We start from the raw sequence: 19094 nt of genomic DNA on the forward strand, positions 1-19094 counted from the left end.
GACGTTTGCCTATGAATTGAGTCACTGCAGAGGTCTACTGGTGGTCGACCATTCCCCAGCCGGTGTGGATAACCTCCTGATAGACCTCGTCAGGATCCAGCCGGCCCAGTTCCTCGCTCATGCAGTCCACAGGCGTGCGCAGGGGCATGGAGATGGTCTGCGGGGCCTGGCCGGGCTGGTTGATCCGGGCCTGGTCGTCATGGTGGCGCTCCATGCTCATGACCCCGTCCGGACGTTCGAAGTAGACGCCGGTGACCGCCTGAGCCTGCGGGTCGCGTTCGACTGTGACCGGCACCTTCAATTTCAGGGCCAGCCAGGAGGCCAGCAGCTCCAACGGCAGGTAGTGGGCCTGGCCGGTTACCCTGACCGAACGGATGGGCAGGTGGGGCGGCTGCTGCACCATGGAGGTCAGCAGCGCTCGCCAGATGGTGATCCTGGTCCAGGACAGGTCCACGTCCTCAGCGTGCGAATGGGCCAGCAGCCCGGCGAAGGTGGCCTGGCGATCGTCGGCCTCCATGGCATCGGTGATTCTGCTGGCGGCCATGGTCCCGATGGGATCCTGCGAGGGATCCAGGGGCGGATTGGTGGGCCACCAGACTACTAGAGGCGCATCCGGCACCAGGAGGGGAATGACCAGGGCGTCGGCATGGTCCAGCAGGGCTGCCACTGGTCGCAGGACCACCACTTCCCCGGCGCCGGCATCCGAGCCGAAGCGTATTTCGGCATCCAGCGTGCGATTCCCGTTGTGGTCGGTGTTCTTGTAGGAGACGCAGTCTTCGGAGGACTGCGCCGCAGCGGCCCTCTGGTCCGCCTCCTGTTGGGCCTGAGGGTCTTCGGCATCGGTCACCATGGCAATGACCCGGCAGGGATGTTCCCGGCTTGCGGCGTTTACGGTCTCCAGGGCCGTCTCCAGGTGGGCCTGCTCGGTGACGATGACCAGGGTCAGCACTCGTCCCTGGGCGGCCTCCCCGCGTTCAACGTGGAGTTCGTCGATCTCCCGGGCGATGGCGGAGGTGGTGGTGTTGTTCAGTCTGACGATCATGGCATCCTCCAGTGGTATCCGTCGCGGGCCAGCATCAGATCAGCCTCCCGCGGACCCCAGGTGCCGGCGCGGTAGGGCTGGGGCTGGCCCTGTCCGGCCCAGAACTCCTCGATGGGGTCCAGGATCTTCCAAGAAAGGTTGACCTCCTCGGTGGTGGGGAAGAGGGGCGGGTCTCCCAGGAGCACGTCCAGGATCAGCCGCTCGTAGGCCTCAGGGGAGGCCTCGGTGAAGGAACGCCCGTAGGAGAAGTCCATGTTGACGTCGCGCACCTCCATGGCCGAGCCAGGGGTCTTGGCCCCGAAACGCATGGTCACGCCCTCGTCGGGCTGTACGCGGATGACTACGGCGTTGGCGCCCAGTTCCCGGGTGGCTGTGGCCTCGAAGGGCAGGTGGGGGGCACGCTTGAAGACGATGGCGATCTCGCTGACCCGCTTGCCCAGGCGCTTGCCCGTGCGCAGGTAGAAGGGGACGCCGGCCCAACGGCGGGTGTCCACATCAAGTCTGATGGCCGCATAGGTCTCGGTGGTAGAGGAGGGGTCGATCCCGTCCTCGTCCAGGTAGCCGACCACATGCTGGGAGCCCTGCCAGCCGGCTGTGTACTGGCCCCGGGCGGTGTGGGCCGCCAGATCCTTGGGAATGCGGACTGCGGAAAGGATCTTGGTCTTCTCGGCCGTCAGATCCGACGCCGAGAAGGAGACCGGCTCCTCCATGGCCGTCAGGGCCATCAGCTGCAGGAGGTGGTTCTGGATGACGTCCCGGGCTGCTCCGATTCCGTCGTAGTAGCCGGCCCTGCCGCCAATGCCCATGTCCTCGGCCATGGTGATCTGCACGTGGGAGACGTAGTTGGAGTTCCAGACCGGCTCGAACATCATGTTGGCAAAGCGCAGGGCCAGGATGTTCTGCACGGTCTCCTTGCCCAGGTAGTGGTCGATGCGGAAGACCGAATCCGGCTCAAAGACCTCGGAGACCACCCGGTCAAGCTCCTTGGCCGAGGCCAGGTCGTGGCCGAAGGGCTTCTCGATGATGACGCGGCGCCAGGCCCCTTCAGTGGAGTGGGAAAGCCCCGACTCGGCCAGCTGACGGGCCACCTGGGGGAAGGCCTTGGGCGGCACTGACATGTAGAAGGCATGGTTGCCGCGGGTGCCCCGGACCCGATCCAGCTCCGAGACGGTGGCCGACAGGCGGCGGAAGGCCTCGGCATCGTCGAAGCTGCCCTTGACGAAGCGCATGCCCTGGCTCAGATGTCGCCAGGTGGATTCGTTGAAGGGGGTGCGGCAGTGGGCGCGGACGTTCTCCTCCGCAAAGGCGACGAACTGCTGGTCGCTCCAGTCGCGCCGTCCGAAGCCGATCAGCCCGAAGCTGGCTGGCAGCAGCCCCCGGTTGGCCAGGTCATAAACAGCCGGCAAGAGCTTTTTCTTGGCCAAATCGCCGGTGACGCCGAAAATGACCAATGAGCTGGGGCCCGCGATGCGCGGCATGCGCAGATCGCGCGGGTCCAGCAGGGGGTTGTGCCAGGGCGCCTGTCGGCCGCCGTCCTCGTCGGGAGGAGCGGGCTGGTCGGCGGAGCGCGCAAATGGTGAAGTGTCCATAGTGCTCCTCGTGAAATACCGTGGCTCCCAGTCTACTGTCGGCAGTAGAAGGGCAGGGCTGATTATCCGCTGAAGTGTGCATAAGCGTCGCAAAGGTCACATTTGCGGCAGGAATCCTTAGAATGGTCGGTATGATTCCCAATGTTCCCATGGCCGAGGCCCTGCACCGTCAGTACGCGCCCTCTCAAGCCGCCTATGAACTGATACACACCCACTGCCAGATCATCGCCGCCCTCGCGGTGCGTATGGCCGACCAGGTCAACGAACGTCTGCTGCGTGGTGATGACCCTGACGGGGTGCTGCCCGAGCGGCCTCTGGACCGTGACCTGGTCCGCACGGGTGCCTTGCTGCACGACATTGGCACCTACCGAATTTTGAAGGATGACGGCTCCCAGGGCCGGCCTCTGACCTTCCAGGGCGAGCGGTACATTGAGCACGGCTTGGAGGGCTACCGGCTGCTGCTGGACGCTGGGGTGGACGAGTCGGTGGCCCAGTTCGCCCGCAATCATACCGGGGTGGGGCTGACCCGCCGCCAGGTGGAGGAGGAGCATCTGAACCTGCCGCCTGACGACTACCTGCCGGTCAACCCTGAGCAGGAGGTGGTCATGTATGCGGATAAGTTCCACAGCAAGCACCAGCCGCCCATCTTCGTCTCCGAGCCCACTGCCGCCAAGCGCACAGCCAAGTATGGTCCTGACAACCTGGCCCGCTGGAGGCAGCTGGTGGCCCGGTATGGGGTGCCGGATCTGCAGCCCCTGGCCAAGCACTACGGCATGACCATCGTCTGATCCGGCCGGTCCGGCCCCCAGGAACTGCGGAAGCGGCCGCCGAATTCCCGCAGCATCCACGGGTCTGGTTGATAGGGGTCGACTGGATCGGTTCGGCAGGTCGCTACGGCTTTCAAGAACGAGACCATGCCCTGCGGCCCGTAAGCGTAAGGAGCTGCGCACCAGACAGGGTTTCCCTCCAGGACGAGAGGTTGATCTGACTCACGGAGGAAGGCCAGATCCACGCTGATCGGAGCAGGCGATCGACCCTTGGCTGCCCGGAGGGCGCAGTTCTCGGCGATCGCTCGATGCCTGGGATCGAAGATGGCACCGTCAAAGATCGTGGTAATGGCTCGAGAGCCCTCGCCTTCATGCAGGCAGTATCCGCTGGAGGCTGTGATGTGATCCCTGTCAACGATGACCCGCCACTCTTCATGGATATCGGGCAAGTGGGTCTGGATTCGAATCAGCGATTGCGCAGGGGCTGTCCGCAGATCGCTCTGCAGGCCTTCAAGGGTCCGTCGGGCCGCAGACAGGCCCGATACCCGGCCGGCAGCCAGCTGCGACCAGGGACGTTGTCCCAAGCCGGATGGCAGCCGACGCCAGGTCAGGATGGTTGCTGCCGTCACAGTCAGAATCCGGCGTTCGGTCAGGGACTGATCCAGTTCATCCAGCCACATGGTTGGTGGTGCTGACAGGGTCCAGGGGGGCCGGCCTTGGGATGCCAGCCAGGCGTTCTGAGCGATCAGCAGCCCTGGGGTAATCCATATGGCTTCCTTGACGCCGACCTCCCGAACGGGTCCGAATCCATGGTGATGGTGCAGGATGATCCTCCCTTGCCGGCGTGGGTCATTGTTGCATGAACCGATTTGTTCGGTCATGACCCGGGGTATCCACTCCTCATGGGTGATGACCGAACAAATCAGTGCACTGCTGTCCGTTCCCGGTCGGGAGGGCTGGGGCTCAATCGACGATGAATCGGTCGTCGTAGGTGCCCTCGTCCACGGTGTCAGAACCGCCGGAGGTCAGGATGATCACTGCGCAGTCATGACGGCGGGAGACCCGCTTCAGGGTGGCCAGCAGGGTGTCCCAGTCGCTCGGCTCCAGCCCCTCGGTGGGTTCGTCGGCGATGAGCACGTCGCACTCGCAGCACAGGGCACGGGCCACGGAGGCCAAGCGGAAGTCCAAGTGGCCCAGATCAGCCGTCAGCTTGTCCTGCAGGCGCTCCGGGAAGCCCACCTCGTCCAGCAACTGACGGGCCAGATTGTCCTTGGGACCCAGGAAAGTGCGCCCACTGGCCTCCATGGTGTAGACAAGATTCTGTACGGCGGTCAGGTCGCGCCTCAAGGCATCGGTGCCGAAGATGGCTCCGATCTGATGGCCGCGATAGTCGGAGGCCAGCAATTGGCGCAGATCCGTGCCCCGGAAGAGCACGCTGCCTTGGGTGGGGGCGCGCAGTCCGGTCATCAGGGCCATCAGAGCGGCACGTCCGGAAGGCGTAGTGGTCTCCACCGAGTAGATACGGCGGCGCTGGAATTCCAGATCGACATCGTCCAGGATCTGTTCAGGGCGACCTTGGACCTTGCGCGTGTAATCCACATGCTTCAGGAAGAGCACCGGGTAGCCGCCAGGAACCAGAATCCGCTGTTCATCGGTCTCCAGCAGCGGGTCCTCCTCCCGATCGCCGTCGGGCTCTTCGACATTTTCCTGCTCGATGACCACCTTGAAGGCAGCCATCGACACGTCCTCTTCAGAGGAATCATCCTCCTCGGACTTTTCGCCCGTCTGAGAGGCTGCTTCTTCCTCGGATTCGGGCAGCGGTTCGGTGCTGGTGTTCTCGTCGGTTTTGTGCTCAGCATCGGCCGTTGTCTGAGCGGCTTGCTTCTGATCGGTCTGTTTCTGATCAGTCGTTGCCTGGGACTCTTCGTCTGGCTGCTGGTTCGATGTCTTTTCGCTCATGCCTCGTCCTCCAGGTCGTTGGTGTATAGCTGGGCGGTTCTGAAGGCCGCTACCCTGGCGGCTGCTGCCAGAGCGAGAACCAGGCAGACGGCCAGGCCAATCAGGATCATCTTCCAGATCAGACCAGCATGAGGCATGCTGGCCAGGCTCCCCAGCCGGAAGAGCGACCGGCCCAACGGCCGACTGATCGCGGTTCCCAGCGCCAGGCCCAGCACCAGTCCAGGCAGGGTGAGCAAGAGGGTCTCCAAGGCGAACTGCCAACCCAGCCGAGCCTTGTGGACCCCGATGGTGATGGCCATGCCGATTTCGTTGGCACGGTTGCGCAGCATGAGGAACAGACAGCCCAGCAGAATCAGTCCGCCCAGCAGGCAGACCAGAATAATGGTGGTTCGCGCCTGGTCGGCGGCCCGGTGAACAGGCTCCATCCGCCGTTGGTAGTCCTTCAGGCTGGGGGAGTCGATGTCATATTGCGAGGCCTTGAGTCCGTCCTTGCGCAACTCCTTGATGAACTTCTGGTAGGTGCTTGGTGAATCCAGGACGAAGGCGACGAGCAGTTCATGGCCGGGGTCTCCAGGCTTGCTGGCTGCATCCAGCCCCAGCATGGCAAAGGTGGGATAGGCCGTGTAGATGGCCCGGTTGGCGGCCGGATCCACGGCCTTGCGATAGTGGTAGGTGCCGGAGATGGTCAGCTTGACCTGCTGATCCTGCTGGCGAGGATCCTTGATGGTCAGGGTGTCGCCCACCTTGAGCTTGTTGGCCTGCGCCATCTGCTTGGAGATCAGCACGGTCTGGGTGCCGGAGGCATTCTGGGAGGCGTAGTCCAGCCCCTTGCCCTGATCCACCGCGAAGGGGCCGTGAGGCAGAGTGGGTTCGGCCTCCTTGTCGGAGACCCCCACCAGGGAGTAAGTGCCTGACTGGGGCAGTCCCTCCGGGCTGATGTCGGCAGTCTCATGGAAGTAGGCTTTGTACTGCATGCCATCCATCTGCAGGCGCTGGGCGTACTTGGAATACTCGTTCCAGCCCAGTGGAGAGGCCTTGGTTCCCTTGCGCGGGCTGATGACGGCATCCACCTGTTGGGATTCGTAGTCTGTGGTACGCGCCTTGGTGTCAGCCTGGAGCACGGTGGCCGCCGTCGTGGCCAGAGCCGTCACGACCAGGCAGGCCAGAACCATGACCAGGCTCCGCGCCGCATGCCGCCTGATGGTGAACCAGGCGTTCTTGAGAACGAACATGACACCCTTCCTGATAGCGTTCCAGGGATGACCGGGCGGCCCACAATGGCGGGCCTTAAGTCCGGTCGCCGTCCTCCAGTCTAGCCAGGGACGCTCCCAAGCTAGCGGTGCGAACTTGGAGCTTGCTGAATGTCCCGTTCGGTCTCCGGCTGCTCGGCGTGGGAGAAGTTGCGCACCTTCAGGGAGACGGCCAGAGCGGCCAGAATCAGCACCAGGGTGAAGATCAATCCGTAGTGGGTGCCCCTGGTGAAGGCCTGGGCTTTATCAACCCCGGCTGCCTGCCCTTCGCCCATGGCCAGCAGGGAGGTGGTGATGGCCGTGGCCACGGCTCCCACAATCTGCTGCATGGTGTTGATGATGGTGCTTCCGTCGCCGGACTGCGGGCCGCTCAGAGAGTTGAGCGCATAGGTCTGGGCCGGTGACATGGCCAGTGGGCAGCCGATCATCAAAATAATATGGGCAGCCACCACCAGGGCCACAGGGGTGTGCGGGCCGGTGAATAGGAGGATGACCGTGCCAAGCAGGGCGACAAGGAATCCGCAGCGGACGGGCACACGAGCCCCGAAGCCGTCGTAGAGCCGGCCGGCGAAGGCTGAGACCAAGGCGTTGATGGCTCCGCCGGGCAGCATGAGGATGCCGGTCATGGCCACAGGCAGGAGCAGCCCTCGCTGCAGGAACTGGGGCAGCAGATACATGGAGGAGAGGATGACTGCGAAGTCCAGCATGACCAGGGTGGCGCCGTAGCGGAAGGCCGGGATGGAGAAGATGCGCAGGTTGAGCACCGGGTGTTCCAGGCCCAGCTGACGACGAATATAGAGAACCAGGGCTGCTAGGGCCACGACCAGGATGATCAGGGTGACGGGGGAGAGCCATCCGTACCGGCTGGCCAGGCTGACACCTGCTACCAGTCCGCCGAAGCCGACAATGGATTCCAGAATGGAGGCCAGGTCGGGCCGCTGGTGGGTGATGGTCCCTACATTCTTCAGGAAGCCGACGGCGAAGACCAGGGCCACAACCAGGAAGGGGGTGAAGAACCAGAAGATCCAGTGCCAGGTCAGTTTGCCCAGAATGATCCCGGTCAGGGTCGGGCCGATGGCGGGGGCGAACATGATGACCAGGGCGCACATGCCCATGACCGTGCCCAGTCGCGCCGGGGGGAAGATCAGCATGGCCACGGTGAACATGAGCGGCAGGATCAGGCCAGTGCCGATGCCTTGGATCAGCCGTCCCGTCAGCAGGATGGGGAAGGTGGGGGCCATGGCCGAGACCACCGAGCCCGCCAGGAAGGCGACCAGGCCGAAGATCACGGTCTGCCTGGTGGTGAACCACTTGGAGATCAGGCTGGAGAAGGGCAGGACGATGCCGATGACCAGCATGTACCCCGTGACCAGCCATTGCACGGTGGCAGCGGGGATCTGGAAGCTCTCCATCAGATTGGGCAGGGCGATATTGAGCGAGGTCTCGCTCAGCATGCCCACGAAAGCCCCGATCATCAGCGCGGCGATGGCCGGCCAGGGATGGGGGACGGCCGGTCGTGACCGGTGAACAGAGGCAGAGGTGGACGTGTTTTGCACGATGATGATCTCCTTCTTCAGACAAACAGCACGCCATCATAGGGAGGCGGTCATTTTTTCGTAAGTCGGCATGTCTACTCGCTTCGCCGAAGGCGTGCCCCATCGGGATGGAAAAGGTTATGCTCGGGAATGGTCGTCAGAGACCATAAGGAGGGTGCGTGTGGATTGGCATGCAGCGGTCTACGGGTCAAGAGCCGCTGGTTCAGGAGGCCATGGCTTCTATGATCCGGGCGACGATGAGGAGGGGCGGACCTTCGGCGATCCAGACACCATCTCTGACGCCGCTCTGCGCCGATTGGGCGGCAAGGCTTACTTCCGCGCCCATCAACTGCTGGATGACCGCCGCTTTACAGACCTGCGCCTGCGGCACCTGGGGGCTCTGACCGTTCTCAAGGGGCGTGTGCCCGCCACCTATCAGCCGGACGGCGACTGCATGGTCCAGGCTCGGCTGGACGAGCAGGCCCATCGGGTCATCGACTCCTCCTGCACCTGCCGGGCCTTTGGGCGCCAGGGTCCTGCCTGCAAGCATGTGGTCGCTCTGATCATGGCCTACAACGAGTCCAGCCAGGCCTTCGCAGGAGCGGATGACTGGGCCGGCGACCAGGGTCGATCCAGTTCCGCCCGGTCGACCTCGGGACCCCTGGCAGCCTACATGCACCGGCAGGAGGGTCGGCGGCGGCAGGCCTTTCGTGACCGCCAGCTGAACCTGCTCAAGCAGGAGAGCGGACCGGTTGGCGGCCGTCACCTGCCCATCGGCTCGGTCGGGCTGATTCCCGATCTGACCAGTGAGCGCGGCGGCTGGCTGGTCCGTCTGCACATCACCCTGTCCTCCCACGGGGTCGCCTACCTGGTCAAGGACCTTCCGGCCCTGCTGCGCGCCGTGGACCAAGGCGCATTCATGTCTTACGGACGGCGGCTGGCCTTCATCCATTCTCGTGACACCTTTGATGACCGGGCCCAGGCTCTGCTGACCATTCTGGAAAGGGCCGGCGCCATCCGCCGCAGCCTGGCCGAACAGGAGGGGGGCATGCGCCGCCGCCTTGCACGCGCAGGATTGGCGGGGATCCGGCTCAGCGACGACGAGGTGGCGCAGATTCTCGACCTGTTCGTAGACTCCGGGCTCACCCTGGACTACACGCCTCCCGAGGACTCCTTCCTGCAGACCATGCCTGCCCCTGTCCTCGACGGCGATCCGGATCCTGGCATCGCGGTCAGCAAGGAGGCGGACGGCTACCGGATCACCCATGCCCTGGCCGTGGAGCGCTTCATCGTCGGTCAGGCCTCTTCCTTCGTTATCGTGCGCCCTTCGCAACCCGGCTTAGGGCTGGATCCGGGGCCGGTCATCCATCGTTGCAGCGCGCGTTTCATGCGTCATCGGGATCTGCTGGAGACCCTCTGCCGTCCTGGCGAGGATCGGGATCTGCATCTGGATGCCGACGACCTGGATCTGTTCGCCCGGACCGTCCTGCCTGACCTGGATCAGGGCGCCCAGGAAGGATCCGGGCTCTCTGCCAGTCTGCCCGAGGAGCTGGATGCCCGGCGGCGGCCGCCCTGCAGGATCGAGCTTTACCTGGACAGGGATCGGCAGGGGGTCAGCTGCGATCTCAAGGCCCGCTATGGGGACCGTCTTCTGTCCGTCGGCGCTGACCCTGCCTCGGAGGATGAACCCGGCAGGGATCGGGAGAGCGAGTCTTTGGCCCGGCAGACGGTCCGCCGCTATTTCCCCCTGATGGAGGAGGGGCTGGCCCGTATCCCCGAAGAGAGCGAGGAGGCCATCCACACCCTGTTGACCCGGGGCCTGCCCGTGCTCAAGGGTCTGGGACGGGTCTTCTCCACTCCGGCCTTCGACGGGCTGAGCGTCGTCTCTCATCCGCAGATCCGCGTGGGTGTGCGGGTGCGCTCCGGTCTGGTCGAGATCTCGCCCATTGCCGATGAGGTACGGCCCGAGGAGGCTGCTGCCATTCTGGCCGACCATCGCCGTCGTCGCCGCTTCCATCGGCTGCGCAACGGTGCCTTCGTCGAGTTGGCTGATCTGAATACTGATGCTGTGGACACCCTGGCCGAAGACCTGGGCATCGACCCTGCTGATCTGGCCAAGGGGCCGGTCCGGGTGCCTGAATTCCAGCTCGGCTACCTGGATGCGCTGGTGCCCGAGCAGGACCGCGATTCCAGCTTTCGCGACTACCTGAAGGAGCGCAAGCCCGATCCTCAGGGGTTCAAGGTTCCCGATGGGCTGCGCGGACAGCTCAGGCCCTACCAGGTCGAGGGGCTGCGTTGGCTATGCACCCTGAGCGACCGCGGATTCGGCGGCATCCTGGCCGACGAGATGGGTCTGGGCAAGACCATACAGATGCTGGCCTACCTGCTCTCCCGTCGGGATCAGGCAAGGGGTCGGGGACCCTCGCTGATCGTCTGTCCGGCCTCCTTGGTCTACAACTGGGAGGCCGAGTGCCGCCGTTTTACGCCGGATCTGCGGGTGGCGGTCCTGGCCGGGGGGCGCGGTCAGCGTCAGGCGCTGCTGGATCAGGCCAGGTCCTACGATCTGCTGATCACTTCATATGATCTGCTCAGGCGGGACCTGGACCGGTTTCGGAGCCTGCCCTGGTATGCCTTGGTTCTGGATGAGGCCCAGTACATCAAGAACCATGCCACCAAGGCCGCGCGGGCCGTACGCGCTCTGGACAGCCTGCACCGGTTCGCCCTGACCGGCACGCCCATCGAGAACCGGCTGTCCGAGCTTTGGAGCATCTTCGACTTCCTGATGCCCGGGATGCTGGGTCCCTACTCCCGGTTCCGGGACCGCTTCGAGATGCCCATACTCAGCGGCGACCAGGATGCCCAATCCCGGCTCCAGGCCCTGGTGGGGCCCTTCATTCTGCGTCGGCTCAAGTCACAGGTGCTGACGGATCTGCCCGAGAAGATCGAAAACGTGATCAGCGTGCCTCTGCAGGGTCGTCAGCGCAAGCTCTACGCAGCCCTTGAGCAGGAGCTGAGGGCTACCCTCAACAAAGAGCGCGACCAGGAGTACGAGGTCGGCAAAATCCAGATCCTGGCCCAGCTGACCAGGCTGCGGGAGGTCTGCTGCGATCCGCGTCTGGTCTACCAGGATCAAAGCCGAGACCGGCGCGGCGATTCGGCCAAGCTGGATGCCATTGAGGACCTGGTGGTCTCCTGCCAGGATGCCGGACGCAAGATGCTGATCTTCTCCCAGTTCACCTCCTACCTGGACCTGATAGCCCAGCGGCTCCGTCGGCTGGACGTGTCCTACGATCTGATCACCGGCGCCACCTCCAAGAAGCGGCGGCTGGAGCTGGTGGAACAGTTCAATAGGGATGCCACGCCGGTCTTTCTGATCTCCCTGAAGGCCGGCAACACCGGGCTCAACCTGACCGGAGCCTGTGTGGTGGTCCATGCGGACCCCTGGTGGAATGCCGCTGCCCAGGAGCAAGCCAACGACCGCGCCCACCGGATCGGCCAGACCCAGGACGTCAACGTCTACCAGGTCGTAGCCAAGGACACCATCGAGGAACGCATCCTCAACCTGCAGCACAGCAAGAGCGACCTGGCTTCGCGCTTCGTCGATTCGGCCGCGTCCACCGGCGCCGCCGGCGTGGCCAGGCTGAGCAGAAAAGACCTCCTGGCCCTTCTGAGCTGATCCCGAACAGCAGCTGATCTATTGGTCAGTGGTCATGAATGCAGCATCACCGCTGGCCGAGGCCCTTGGGTCATGGCTTCGGTTATTCTTGATGTATTAGTCAAATCGAAAGACTATATGGGTGAGCAGATTGATCGTTGCTCTACCGGTGGATTTGTCGATTTGGCAGCAGTCGACTATTCGGGTTATGGGAGTCTGGTCACCTTCAGCTCCTTTGATGGCAGGAAGCTTGGAGAGCAATCATGATCAGCGGCGTGCAGATGTTCTGCTCAGAGTTTATGGGCACGGCCCTTATGATGGCCATTGCGGTCATGGTCGCAGCCAGCAGGTCGCTCCCCAGGACAGGGGCCTATCGGGCCGACTGGATCAACGCTTCGGTGGGCTGGGGCCTTGCTGTATATATAGGCGTATATGCGGGGTGGAGAACGGGCGGGCATCTCAATCCGGCCGTGACCCTGGTCAGGGTGGTCGGTCACTGGATTGACCCACAAGCGACCTTGAACGGACTGGCCATGGGCAAGGGTGGCATTCCGGTCACCATGGCCAATGTGGCCATCTTCATTTCCGCCCAGTTCTTGGGGGCCTTCTTTGGTTCCTGCCTGGGCTACCTGGGCACTCGCAAGCATTTCGAACTTCCCACCGATTCAGATACCAAACTCATGGTTTTCTGCACCAAGCCAGCCATACGGTCGAATTTCTGGAATCTGACGTCGGAGGCTATCGGCACGGCCATTCTGGTTGCCTGGGTTTTCCTCAATGGGGGGACGCCTACCCAGGTCGGGCCTTTGGGCGTGGCCCTGGTCATCACGGTTCTGGTCATGGCCCTGGGCGGGGTTTCTGGTGCGGCCATGAATCCTGCACGTGACTTTTCCGCTCGATTGGCGTACTGCCTGCTGCCCATGTCCGGCAAGAAGGATGCGGACTGGAGCTACGCCTGGATACCCTTTGCCGGGCCGATCATCGGAGCCTGCATCGGTGTGCTAGCTCCTGCTTGGATGGGGCTGCTGCCCTGATTGTCGGCATGGAAAAGCCCTCGGCCCTGTCAGGGGGTTATTGCGACAGGACCGGGGGTCGAGTTAGTTAAGGCAGCTCGAACTCAGTAGCTGGCTGAGGTGGGCTCCTGGAAGCGGACTGTCAGCCCGCGGCCGTGGTGAAGGAACATCTCTGCACCGTGGCGGTCGACGTCGCGATGGGTGAAGAGCATGCGGATGGCGAAGGCCGTCTGAACGTCATCGGGCAGGTCCAGGAAGGCCTTGTGGGCATCCCATCCATCGGCTGCGACAGCCTTGTTGGGTACGTAGGCATATCCATAGCCGTCCTCGTCCACGTAGCCCAGGAATGGCAGATCCCATGCCTGGTGGTAGCTCAACTGATCCTTGTAATCCTCGACCTTCTTGAGGGCCTCGTCGCTGATGCCGTATTTGCGTGCGACCTCGTTGGCCTTGGCGGTTTTCGCGTCGGCATCTTTTTCGAACATGGAAGTATCAACAACAATGACTGTATCGTCTGCCATGACTGACCTTTCTGTGTGACGGCCTGCACGTGTGGCAATCGACATCATGACCGTGCAGGGCCATGACCGTTCAGGTGACCGTCCATCGTCGACGGTGACCTCTGGATGCAAGATTCCTTCCACTTGCAAGAATAGCAAATTTCGTCTGCAGATAGGAGCAGGGAACCGTGAGGTTCACCATAGGTGCCTGTCACTAGTGAGAAACGTGTCCAGCTGTGTTCTCCTGCAGGAAACTATCAGCCCAGGTCGGCTTCTCGATCTCTGCGATGCCGAAGCATGCACATCAGTGCCAGGCCGAGGACGGCAGTGCCGATAGCCAGCGCTACTGGCATGACTATGTCTGAGCCTGAGGCGGCTAGGGCTTGGGAATCTGCAGATGGCTTTGCTTGGTCATCAGAAGATTGGTTTCCTGGCGCCGGTTTTTGGCTATTGGAACTGGTTTGATCTGGTTTGTTGGATGCATGATCGGACTCGCTCGGCTTGTTCGGCTTGTTTGGTTCTACCGGCGGATTTGGCTTGTCACGTCCTCCAGAGTTGCCAGAGTCGTCGGGGTTATCCGGCTTGGCCTGGTAGGTGTTGGTGAAGGTGGTGTCCTTGCTGGTGATGGTGGCTTGGAGCTGGCCGTTGAGGTCGTCGGTGACGTGGACGTCGACCGTGGCCGCGTGCCGGTCGTAGGTGATGCCGGGCAGGCTGCCCTGGTCCTCGCGGATGGTGTAGTGGTAGTCGCCGGGCTGGTCCAGGGTCAGGTCGTTGAAGGCGATCCTGCCCTGGGCGTCGTTGGATGCCGAGCCCGCTTCATGGCCGGTCTCCCCGTCGTACAGGTGGAAGGTGAACTCGTTGGCCTTCAGGTCCCGGCCCTGCAGGTGCTTGGTGGCGGTGATGACGGGCTTGGCCGGCTTGGCCTGGTAGGTGTTGGTGAAGGTGGGGTTGTTGCCGTCGATGGTGGCTTGGAGCTGGCCTTGCTGGTCGTCGGTGACGTGGACGGTGATCCGGTGCGTCTTCTGGTCGTAGGTGATGCCGGGCAGGCTGCCCTGGGCCTCGCTCACGGAGTACGTGTAGTCGCCGGCCTCGGTCAGGGTCTGGTCGGGGAATGCGACGGTCCCGTCGGCCTTGTTGGATGCCTGGGCCGACTTCCCGCCCTTGGTGTTCTGCAGGAGGAAGTCGAACTCCCCGGCTTTCAGGCCCCGGCCTTCCAGGTGCTTGGAGGCGATGAGTCTGACCGTGGCCGGCTTGGCCTGGTAGGTGTTGGTGAAGACCGCCGTGTCTATCTTCTTGCCCTTGCTGTCAGTCCACTGCGCCTTGGCGGTACGGTGTAACTGAGCTGCATCGGTTGTCAAAGTGATGGTCAGGATTGCAGTGCTCTGATCATACGTCAGGCCAGGAATGGAGCCGGTTTCCTGGTGTATACGATACTCGTAGCTGCCATCGTCGGGCAGAGCAGACACGTTGACGGGCACCTGAATATTTTGGTTGTCGGCGTCTATGGTGATTTGGCTGGGCAACGCTGCGGACGGTGCGCCACCCAAGGGCTCGGCAGTTAACGTGAAGGAGTCTGAGTTGAGCCAGTTCCTGCCTTGGATCTGTACTTTGATTCCTGCAGACACTTCATTGGTGTCCATTGTTCCTGTCAAGCCACAGTTGTTGAAATCCAGGGATTGGCTGGCCGCGTCCACCATATCCTCGGCCTTCTGGAACTTAATATCCTTGATGACGGCGCCTTTCATGGTTCCGTTCTCCAGTATGTCGCTGGCTGAGGAGTTTTCGCTCGGGCTGGCTCCGCTGGCCTTTTGGATTGTCGTAGACAGGTGGGTCCAGTTCGTATTCGGAGCGGGGTCGAACCGCAGGTGGAATTGCCCTGCCGGTATATTGGTCAGTTCGTACTTGCCCTGGGAATCAGATTTTGTGCTCAGATCATCATGTGGGGTGACGACCGACTTGGCGGGCTTGTCGTCAGAATCGTTGAGCAGGGTCACTTTGACATTTTTAAGCAGAATATCTTCCGAAGAGCGGGTGCCGTCCCCATTGACGTCGTACCATACGATGCCGCTGATGGAACGTTGAACAACCATGGCCTGGGCAGGCATTTGGTTCAGTGCATTGCCCCAGCGATTCCGATAGAGGTCGCCGGAGGAGTTGTTTCCGGGGTTTATATGGAAAGTAATGTCATAGCGGAATTGGTTGGGCTGCCCATCGATGATGAAGGCCCAAGCGACCACGTTTTCAGGCATTTTCACTTCGCCACTTGTTGTGTCCAAGTCAGCCTTGTCCCAAGAGAGGTATTCCTGGGCTTGTATGGAACTCGTGTCATTCACCCGCCATCGAGAATCTGTGGTGTAGCGGATAGTGATTCGGCTCAGACTAGCCCCCGCCGAAGCTTTTATGCTCATATCGGCAAAAGTAGGTTCCCCGTGGAAGTCGGGTTTGCCGCTTGTCTGTTTGTACGGCATGATGTCGATGGCATAGTGATGTTGCTTGCCGCTGCCTGAGGTGCTGCTCAGCATGTTGATGAAGCCGATTGGTGCACCGGCTTCATTCGTATCCTGTACGGCCGAAGTGGAAAGGCTGGTGGTGTTGGTCCGCCAAGCGTGGATAGTGAAGGAGTCGGCAGTCTTCAAGTATGTGTTGGGCTGGGACATATTCTGTTTTGACTGAACTGTGGCAGAGGTCGTCAGGTCTTCGTTGGAGCCGATGTCTTTGCTAGGGTCAGTCAGGTCACCCAGGGAGGTGGAGAAGTGGATGACGCGGTTGTTGCCGTCCACAGGGATGTTCGTCAGTGTCCAGGACAGAGTGGTGATTCCGGTTACGGAGTCCGTGCTCACTGATGGCTCACAGGCGGTTCCGCCCTCTATGTGGCCCATTTCAGGCGTGGCTTCCGTATATGTGCCACCCAATCGGGCGCTGCCGGGGATGTAGTGGAGCTTTGCCGGTAGTTTGTCGGTGATGTAGAGTTCAGTTTTGGCGCCCTTGTTGGCTTGGGAAGCTGATGTGCCGGTGTTGATGGTTAGCCGCCAGTCAACGAACCGTTGATCGCTGTCTATGTCAAAGTATTCTTTGGGTTTGGAATTGGTGCTTTTTTGTGCCACGGCGTTGGAGATGGTGTTGGTTTCGCCGGCTACATAGAGGCTGTCCCCGTGTTCATTGCCGCCGGTGTCTCCGCCCAGGTAACCGTGTATTTGGTCATAGCTGGCCTTGGTATAGCCTCCGACCGACGTGGCTAAGACGGGGGGTTTGGTTTTAGCCAGTTCGTAGGGGTTCTGTTGCTTGGCCCAGTTCTCCCATTCCTGATCGCTGGAGTTCTCGGGGCTTAGCCCGGCCATAGCTGCTAATTGGCTGCGGGTGAAAGTGCGCGAAACTGATGTCAGCTGGGCTACCGAACCTACTTTGGCATCGGGGAGGACGTTGATCACAAATCCGCCGAAGCCGAATCGGGAATTCTCTTCGACAAAACTGGTGGGCGCGGCGGTGTGCCCGCCCAGCAGCATGCCTACAACCGTGCCATGCTTCTTTGCATCCTCCTGCGTGCTATAAAAGTTCAGATCCTCTATGTCGGCATTGGCTTGCTCAGTGTCGTTTTTCCAGTCCTTTCCGTCGGGTTTGGTGGCGTACATGACCAGTTCCTGTGACGGGTTTTGATCGCTCGCTGACTCGTATTTATCGTATTTGCTGTTCTGCCAGATGCCATTGACCCAGGGAATATCCAGACCTGCGGGGTTCGGAAGTCTAACGACCTTTGGGTCGATCTTGACCAAGGACATTCCCAGCAGAGGCAGATCGGCCTTGCTGGTTTTGAAGTTGAAGCCGGCCGTTACCCGCACTTGGGTCCCTGCGACTGATGAGTCGGTCCCCCGTAGGTTGTCAGGAGCATTCCACCACCCGCAGTCCACGCCGTCATCAAAATAGTTAGGAGCCGTCATGCAACTGTACTGAATGATGTTGCTGATGCCTGCCTTTATTGTGTTGGAGCCTAGCGTGAAGATGACGTTGTGCCACATGTCATCGGACTGGTCGGGTTGGTTTGACGTGTCCGTGGGGCCAGAGGCATGGGGTAAAGACTGGTTTGATAGCGATTTCGCACTCAGGTTGCCGTCGTCGACCTTGCTCTGCAAGCTGAGACCGGTCTGTCCATAGTAGTTGGCCACGTCCTTGCCGTCGACAGTGGAGGGGTTAAAGACATATAGGTAACCAGTGGAGATTTCGGCCACTTCTTGTCGCGTGCAGTCAGTCGAGGCCAGGGCAGGCGTGCACTTGGCGTCTGGTGCATAGGTGTGTCCCAGGTAGGGGAAGGGGTCGTTGGTTTTATAGTCCTTCAAAGTCAGGTCCAGCCTGAGGCCCTGGCTGTTGCGCTGTTCAGCCACGGTGTATTGGCCATTGCCTTGGACTTGGTCCTTCCCGGCCGTGCCACCCGTGGATCGGGCATAGCCATAGTTGCTGAGAGTGGGTCTCCAGCCCTGATCGCCGGTGTTGCGTCCGCTGTTGTTGAAGTCGCCGTCGATGGTGCCGATGTCCCAGAAGTAGGGTTGCAGATCCGCTATCTTCGGGTAGGCATCTCCGCCAGCGGTCTGCCACAAATTGCTCAGTGACAGGGAAAAGGTAATGGGGCCAGTGGGAACCTCCAGACCCTTGAGACCCTTGGTTCGATCGGGCCAACGCATGTCAACGGCCCAGTTGAACTTGCTGATGATCCCCTTGCGCTTACCCAGCTCATGGTTGGGGTAATTGCTGGCGGCTGGGGTGTTGAAGTCGAATGTTTGGTTGCCGGAGCCTTCATTGGTTCCGCCAGTGATTCGCAGGTTCAGATTGAGCTTGGCTGATACGGTGACCGGATCGGACGTGGCCGAAGCAGGATCGGTCTTGGTGACAGTATCCGGAGCGCCCCAGGCCTGGATTTCGGGGGCGAATTTGCTGCCATTGGCCATGCTTCGGACCCGGAGGACCAGAGTGACGCTGGAGGATCCCGGAATAACGGTAGACAAAGTCGGTGTTGCGGTGAGTAGCCTGTAAACGGTAAGCACCTGTGTCGGATGACCGTCGATGGTCTCTGTGGTTTGCTTTGGCTGGTACCCCGGCGTATTGTCCACCCAGCCCATGGAATCCACATCAAAGGTGACCTGGTCTTCAGGCTGGCTCAGTTTGAATTGGAAGCCTATTCGGCCCCGGCGGTAACTGGTTGTCTCGTTGCGGGTATTTACGGCGAAAGAGTAGGTGTAGGACAACTTATCGAAAGTGCGCACTATGTCATTGTCCGCATCGTGGTCATTGCCGGGGTTGTTGTCGTTGTCGAAAGGAGCCGTGCCGGTGGAGCGGGATGCTTGGGACAGTGTGGTGACCACGGCGTCGTCGGTGTCCAGCATGTCCTTGATGACCGATCTGGTGGTCGGCTTTCTGCTGGGTTGTACGGGCGCGGCCTGGTTCGAGGCGGTTGACTTCGACTGCTGAGTGGTTTGGGCTGCCTCGGATGCGGCGGTGTCTAACTGCGGAGTCGAGGTCTGGATCGATGTGGACGATGCCTGGTTTGTGGCAGTCGCTTGCTGTGCATGTGCCGTTGGAGATGTCGACGTGGTGGCCGTGGTCCGGGCATCCGCTGTATGCCCACCATCAGCCAAGGCCATAGTGGGTATCAACATGGCCATAGCCATCAGGCCGGCCAGGACTTTTCCGCTCAAATTACCCTTTGCCACGTTTCTCCTTTTGAGCGCCGACGACCGCCTGGGGCGTCGGGCCGGGCATCCCTTTCAGGTCATCCGGTCGACTGTCTACGATGGT

General features: G+C 61.6%; 12 protein-coding genes. 4 read left to right on the forward strand and 8 right to left on the reverse strand.

The window, feature by feature from the left end:
* Positions 1 to 34: 34 nt before the first annotated feature.
* Complete coding sequence (locus tag AC0AII_RS04750; protein WP_490446320.1) at positions 35 to 1042, reverse strand: glucose-6-phosphate dehydrogenase assembly protein OpcA; 1008 nt, start codon at positions 1040 to 1042, stop codon at positions 35 to 37.
* The gene (zwf, locus tag AC0AII_RS04755) at positions 1039 to 2520 is read right to left on the reverse strand and encodes a glucose-6-phosphate dehydrogenase (protein ID WP_490446456.1); all 1482 of its coding nucleotides are present in this window, start codon (positions 2518 to 2520) and stop codon (positions 1039 to 1041) included. The genes AC0AII_RS04750 and zwf overlap by 4 nt, the downstream gene beginning before the upstream one ends.
* 233 nt (positions 2521 to 2753) lie before the next feature.
* Here zwf and AC0AII_RS04760 point away from each other — a divergent pair, with 233 nt between their 5' ends.
* Complete coding sequence (locus tag AC0AII_RS04760; protein ID WP_463424940.1) at positions 2754 to 3419, forward strand: HD domain-containing protein; 666 nt, start codon at positions 2754 to 2756, stop codon at positions 3417 to 3419.
* Here AC0AII_RS04760 and AC0AII_RS04765 read toward each other — a convergent pair.
* The 4 genes from AC0AII_RS04765 to AC0AII_RS04780 form a co-directional block, all read right to left on the reverse strand.
* Positions 3398 to 4279 (reverse strand): hypothetical protein, encoded by an 882-nt coding sequence (locus tag AC0AII_RS04765; RefSeq protein WP_490446321.1) that lies wholly within the window; start codon positions 4277 to 4279, stop codon positions 3398 to 3400. The two genes, AC0AII_RS04760 and AC0AII_RS04765, sit on opposite strands and share 22 nt — an antisense overlap.
* Positions 4280 to 4361: 82 nt before the next feature.
* Complete coding sequence (locus AC0AII_RS04770; protein WP_490446322.1) at positions 4362 to 5357, reverse strand: ATP-binding cassette domain-containing protein; 996 nt, start codon at positions 5355 to 5357, stop codon at positions 4362 to 4364.
* Positions 5354 to 6589, reverse strand: coding sequence for an FtsX-like permease family protein (locus tag AC0AII_RS04775; protein WP_490446323.1), 1236 nt, complete (start codon positions 6587 to 6589; stop codon positions 5354 to 5356). Before AC0AII_RS04775 ends, AC0AII_RS04770 begins: the two co-directional genes overlap by 4 nt.
* 101 nt (positions 6590 to 6690) lie before the next feature.
* Positions 6691 to 8163, reverse strand: a complete 1473-nt coding sequence (locus tag AC0AII_RS04780) for a DHA2 family efflux MFS transporter permease subunit (RefSeq protein ID WP_490446324.1) — start codon at positions 8161 to 8163, stop codon at positions 6691 to 6693.
* Between the two features lie 160 nt (positions 8164 to 8323).
* On the opposite strand from AC0AII_RS04780, the gene AC0AII_RS04785 reads away from it, so the two are divergent.
* From AC0AII_RS04785 to AC0AII_RS04795, 3 genes are all read left to right on the forward strand, one after another.
* Positions 8324 to 11818: an SNF2-related protein gene (locus AC0AII_RS04785; protein WP_490446325.1), complete on the forward strand. Its 3495-nt coding sequence runs from the start codon at positions 8324 to 8326 to the stop codon at positions 11816 to 11818.
* 72 nt (positions 11819 to 11890) lie between these two features.
* Entirely contained in the window at positions 11891 to 12064 is a 174-nt protein-coding gene (locus tag AC0AII_RS04790; RefSeq protein ID WP_180335336.1) for a hypothetical protein, read from the forward strand.
* Complete coding sequence (locus tag AC0AII_RS04795) at positions 12061 to 12831, forward strand: MIP/aquaporin family protein (RefSeq protein ID WP_490446326.1); 771 nt, start codon at positions 12061 to 12063, stop codon at positions 12829 to 12831. The genes AC0AII_RS04790 and AC0AII_RS04795 overlap by 4 nt, the downstream gene beginning before the upstream one ends.
* A gap of 83 nt (positions 12832 to 12914) precedes the next feature.
* Here the strand turns inward: AC0AII_RS04795 and AC0AII_RS04800 are convergent, their stop codons facing one another.
* Positions 12915 to 13331: a hypothetical protein gene (locus AC0AII_RS04800; RefSeq protein ID WP_045924232.1), complete on the reverse strand. Its 417-nt coding sequence runs from the start codon at positions 13329 to 13331 to the stop codon at positions 12915 to 12917.
* A 236-nt stretch (positions 13332 to 13567) separates the two neighbouring features.
* The gene (locus AC0AII_RS04805; protein ID WP_490446327.1) at positions 13568 to 19009 is read right to left on the reverse strand and encodes a Spy0128 family protein; all 5442 of its coding nucleotides are present in this window, start codon (positions 19007 to 19009) and stop codon (positions 13568 to 13570) included.
* Positions 19010 to 19094: the final 85 nt, after the last annotated feature.

Source organism: Bifidobacterium sp. VU/mBH4 (B4) (genome assembly GCF_058199535.1).

Coding starts and splice junctions, on each gene's coding strand:
- AC0AII_RS04750 (WP_490446320.1), bottom strand. CDS start 1,042: ATGATCGTCAGACTGAACAACACCACCACCTCCGCCATCGCCCGGGAG.
- zwf (WP_490446456.1), bottom strand. CDS start 2,520: ATGCCGCGCATCGCGGGCCCCAGCTCATTGGTCATTTTCGGCGTCACC.
- AC0AII_RS04760 (WP_463424940.1), top strand. CDS start 2,754: ATGGTCGGTATGATTCCCAATGTTCCCATGGCCGAGGCCCTGCACCGT.
- AC0AII_RS04765 (WP_490446321.1), bottom strand. CDS start 4,279: ATGACCGAACAAATCGGTTCATGCAACAATGACCCACGCCGGCAAGGG.
- AC0AII_RS04770 (WP_490446322.1), bottom strand. CDS start 5,357: ATGAGCGAAAAGACATCGAACCAGCAGCCAGACGAAGAGTCCCAGGCA.
- AC0AII_RS04775 (WP_490446323.1), bottom strand. CDS start 6,589: ATGTTCGTTCTCAAGAACGCCTGGTTCACCATCAGGCGGCATGCGGCG.
- AC0AII_RS04790 (WP_180335336.1), top strand. CDS start 11,891: ATGGCTTCGGTTATTCTTGATGTATTAGTCAAATCGAAAGACTATATG.
- AC0AII_RS04795 (WP_490446326.1), top strand. CDS start 12,061: ATGATCAGCGGCGTGCAGATGTTCTGCTCAGAGTTTATGGGCACGGCC.
- AC0AII_RS04800 (WP_045924232.1), bottom strand. CDS start 13,331: ATGGCAGACGATACAGTCATTGTTGTTGATACTTCCATGTTCGAAAAA.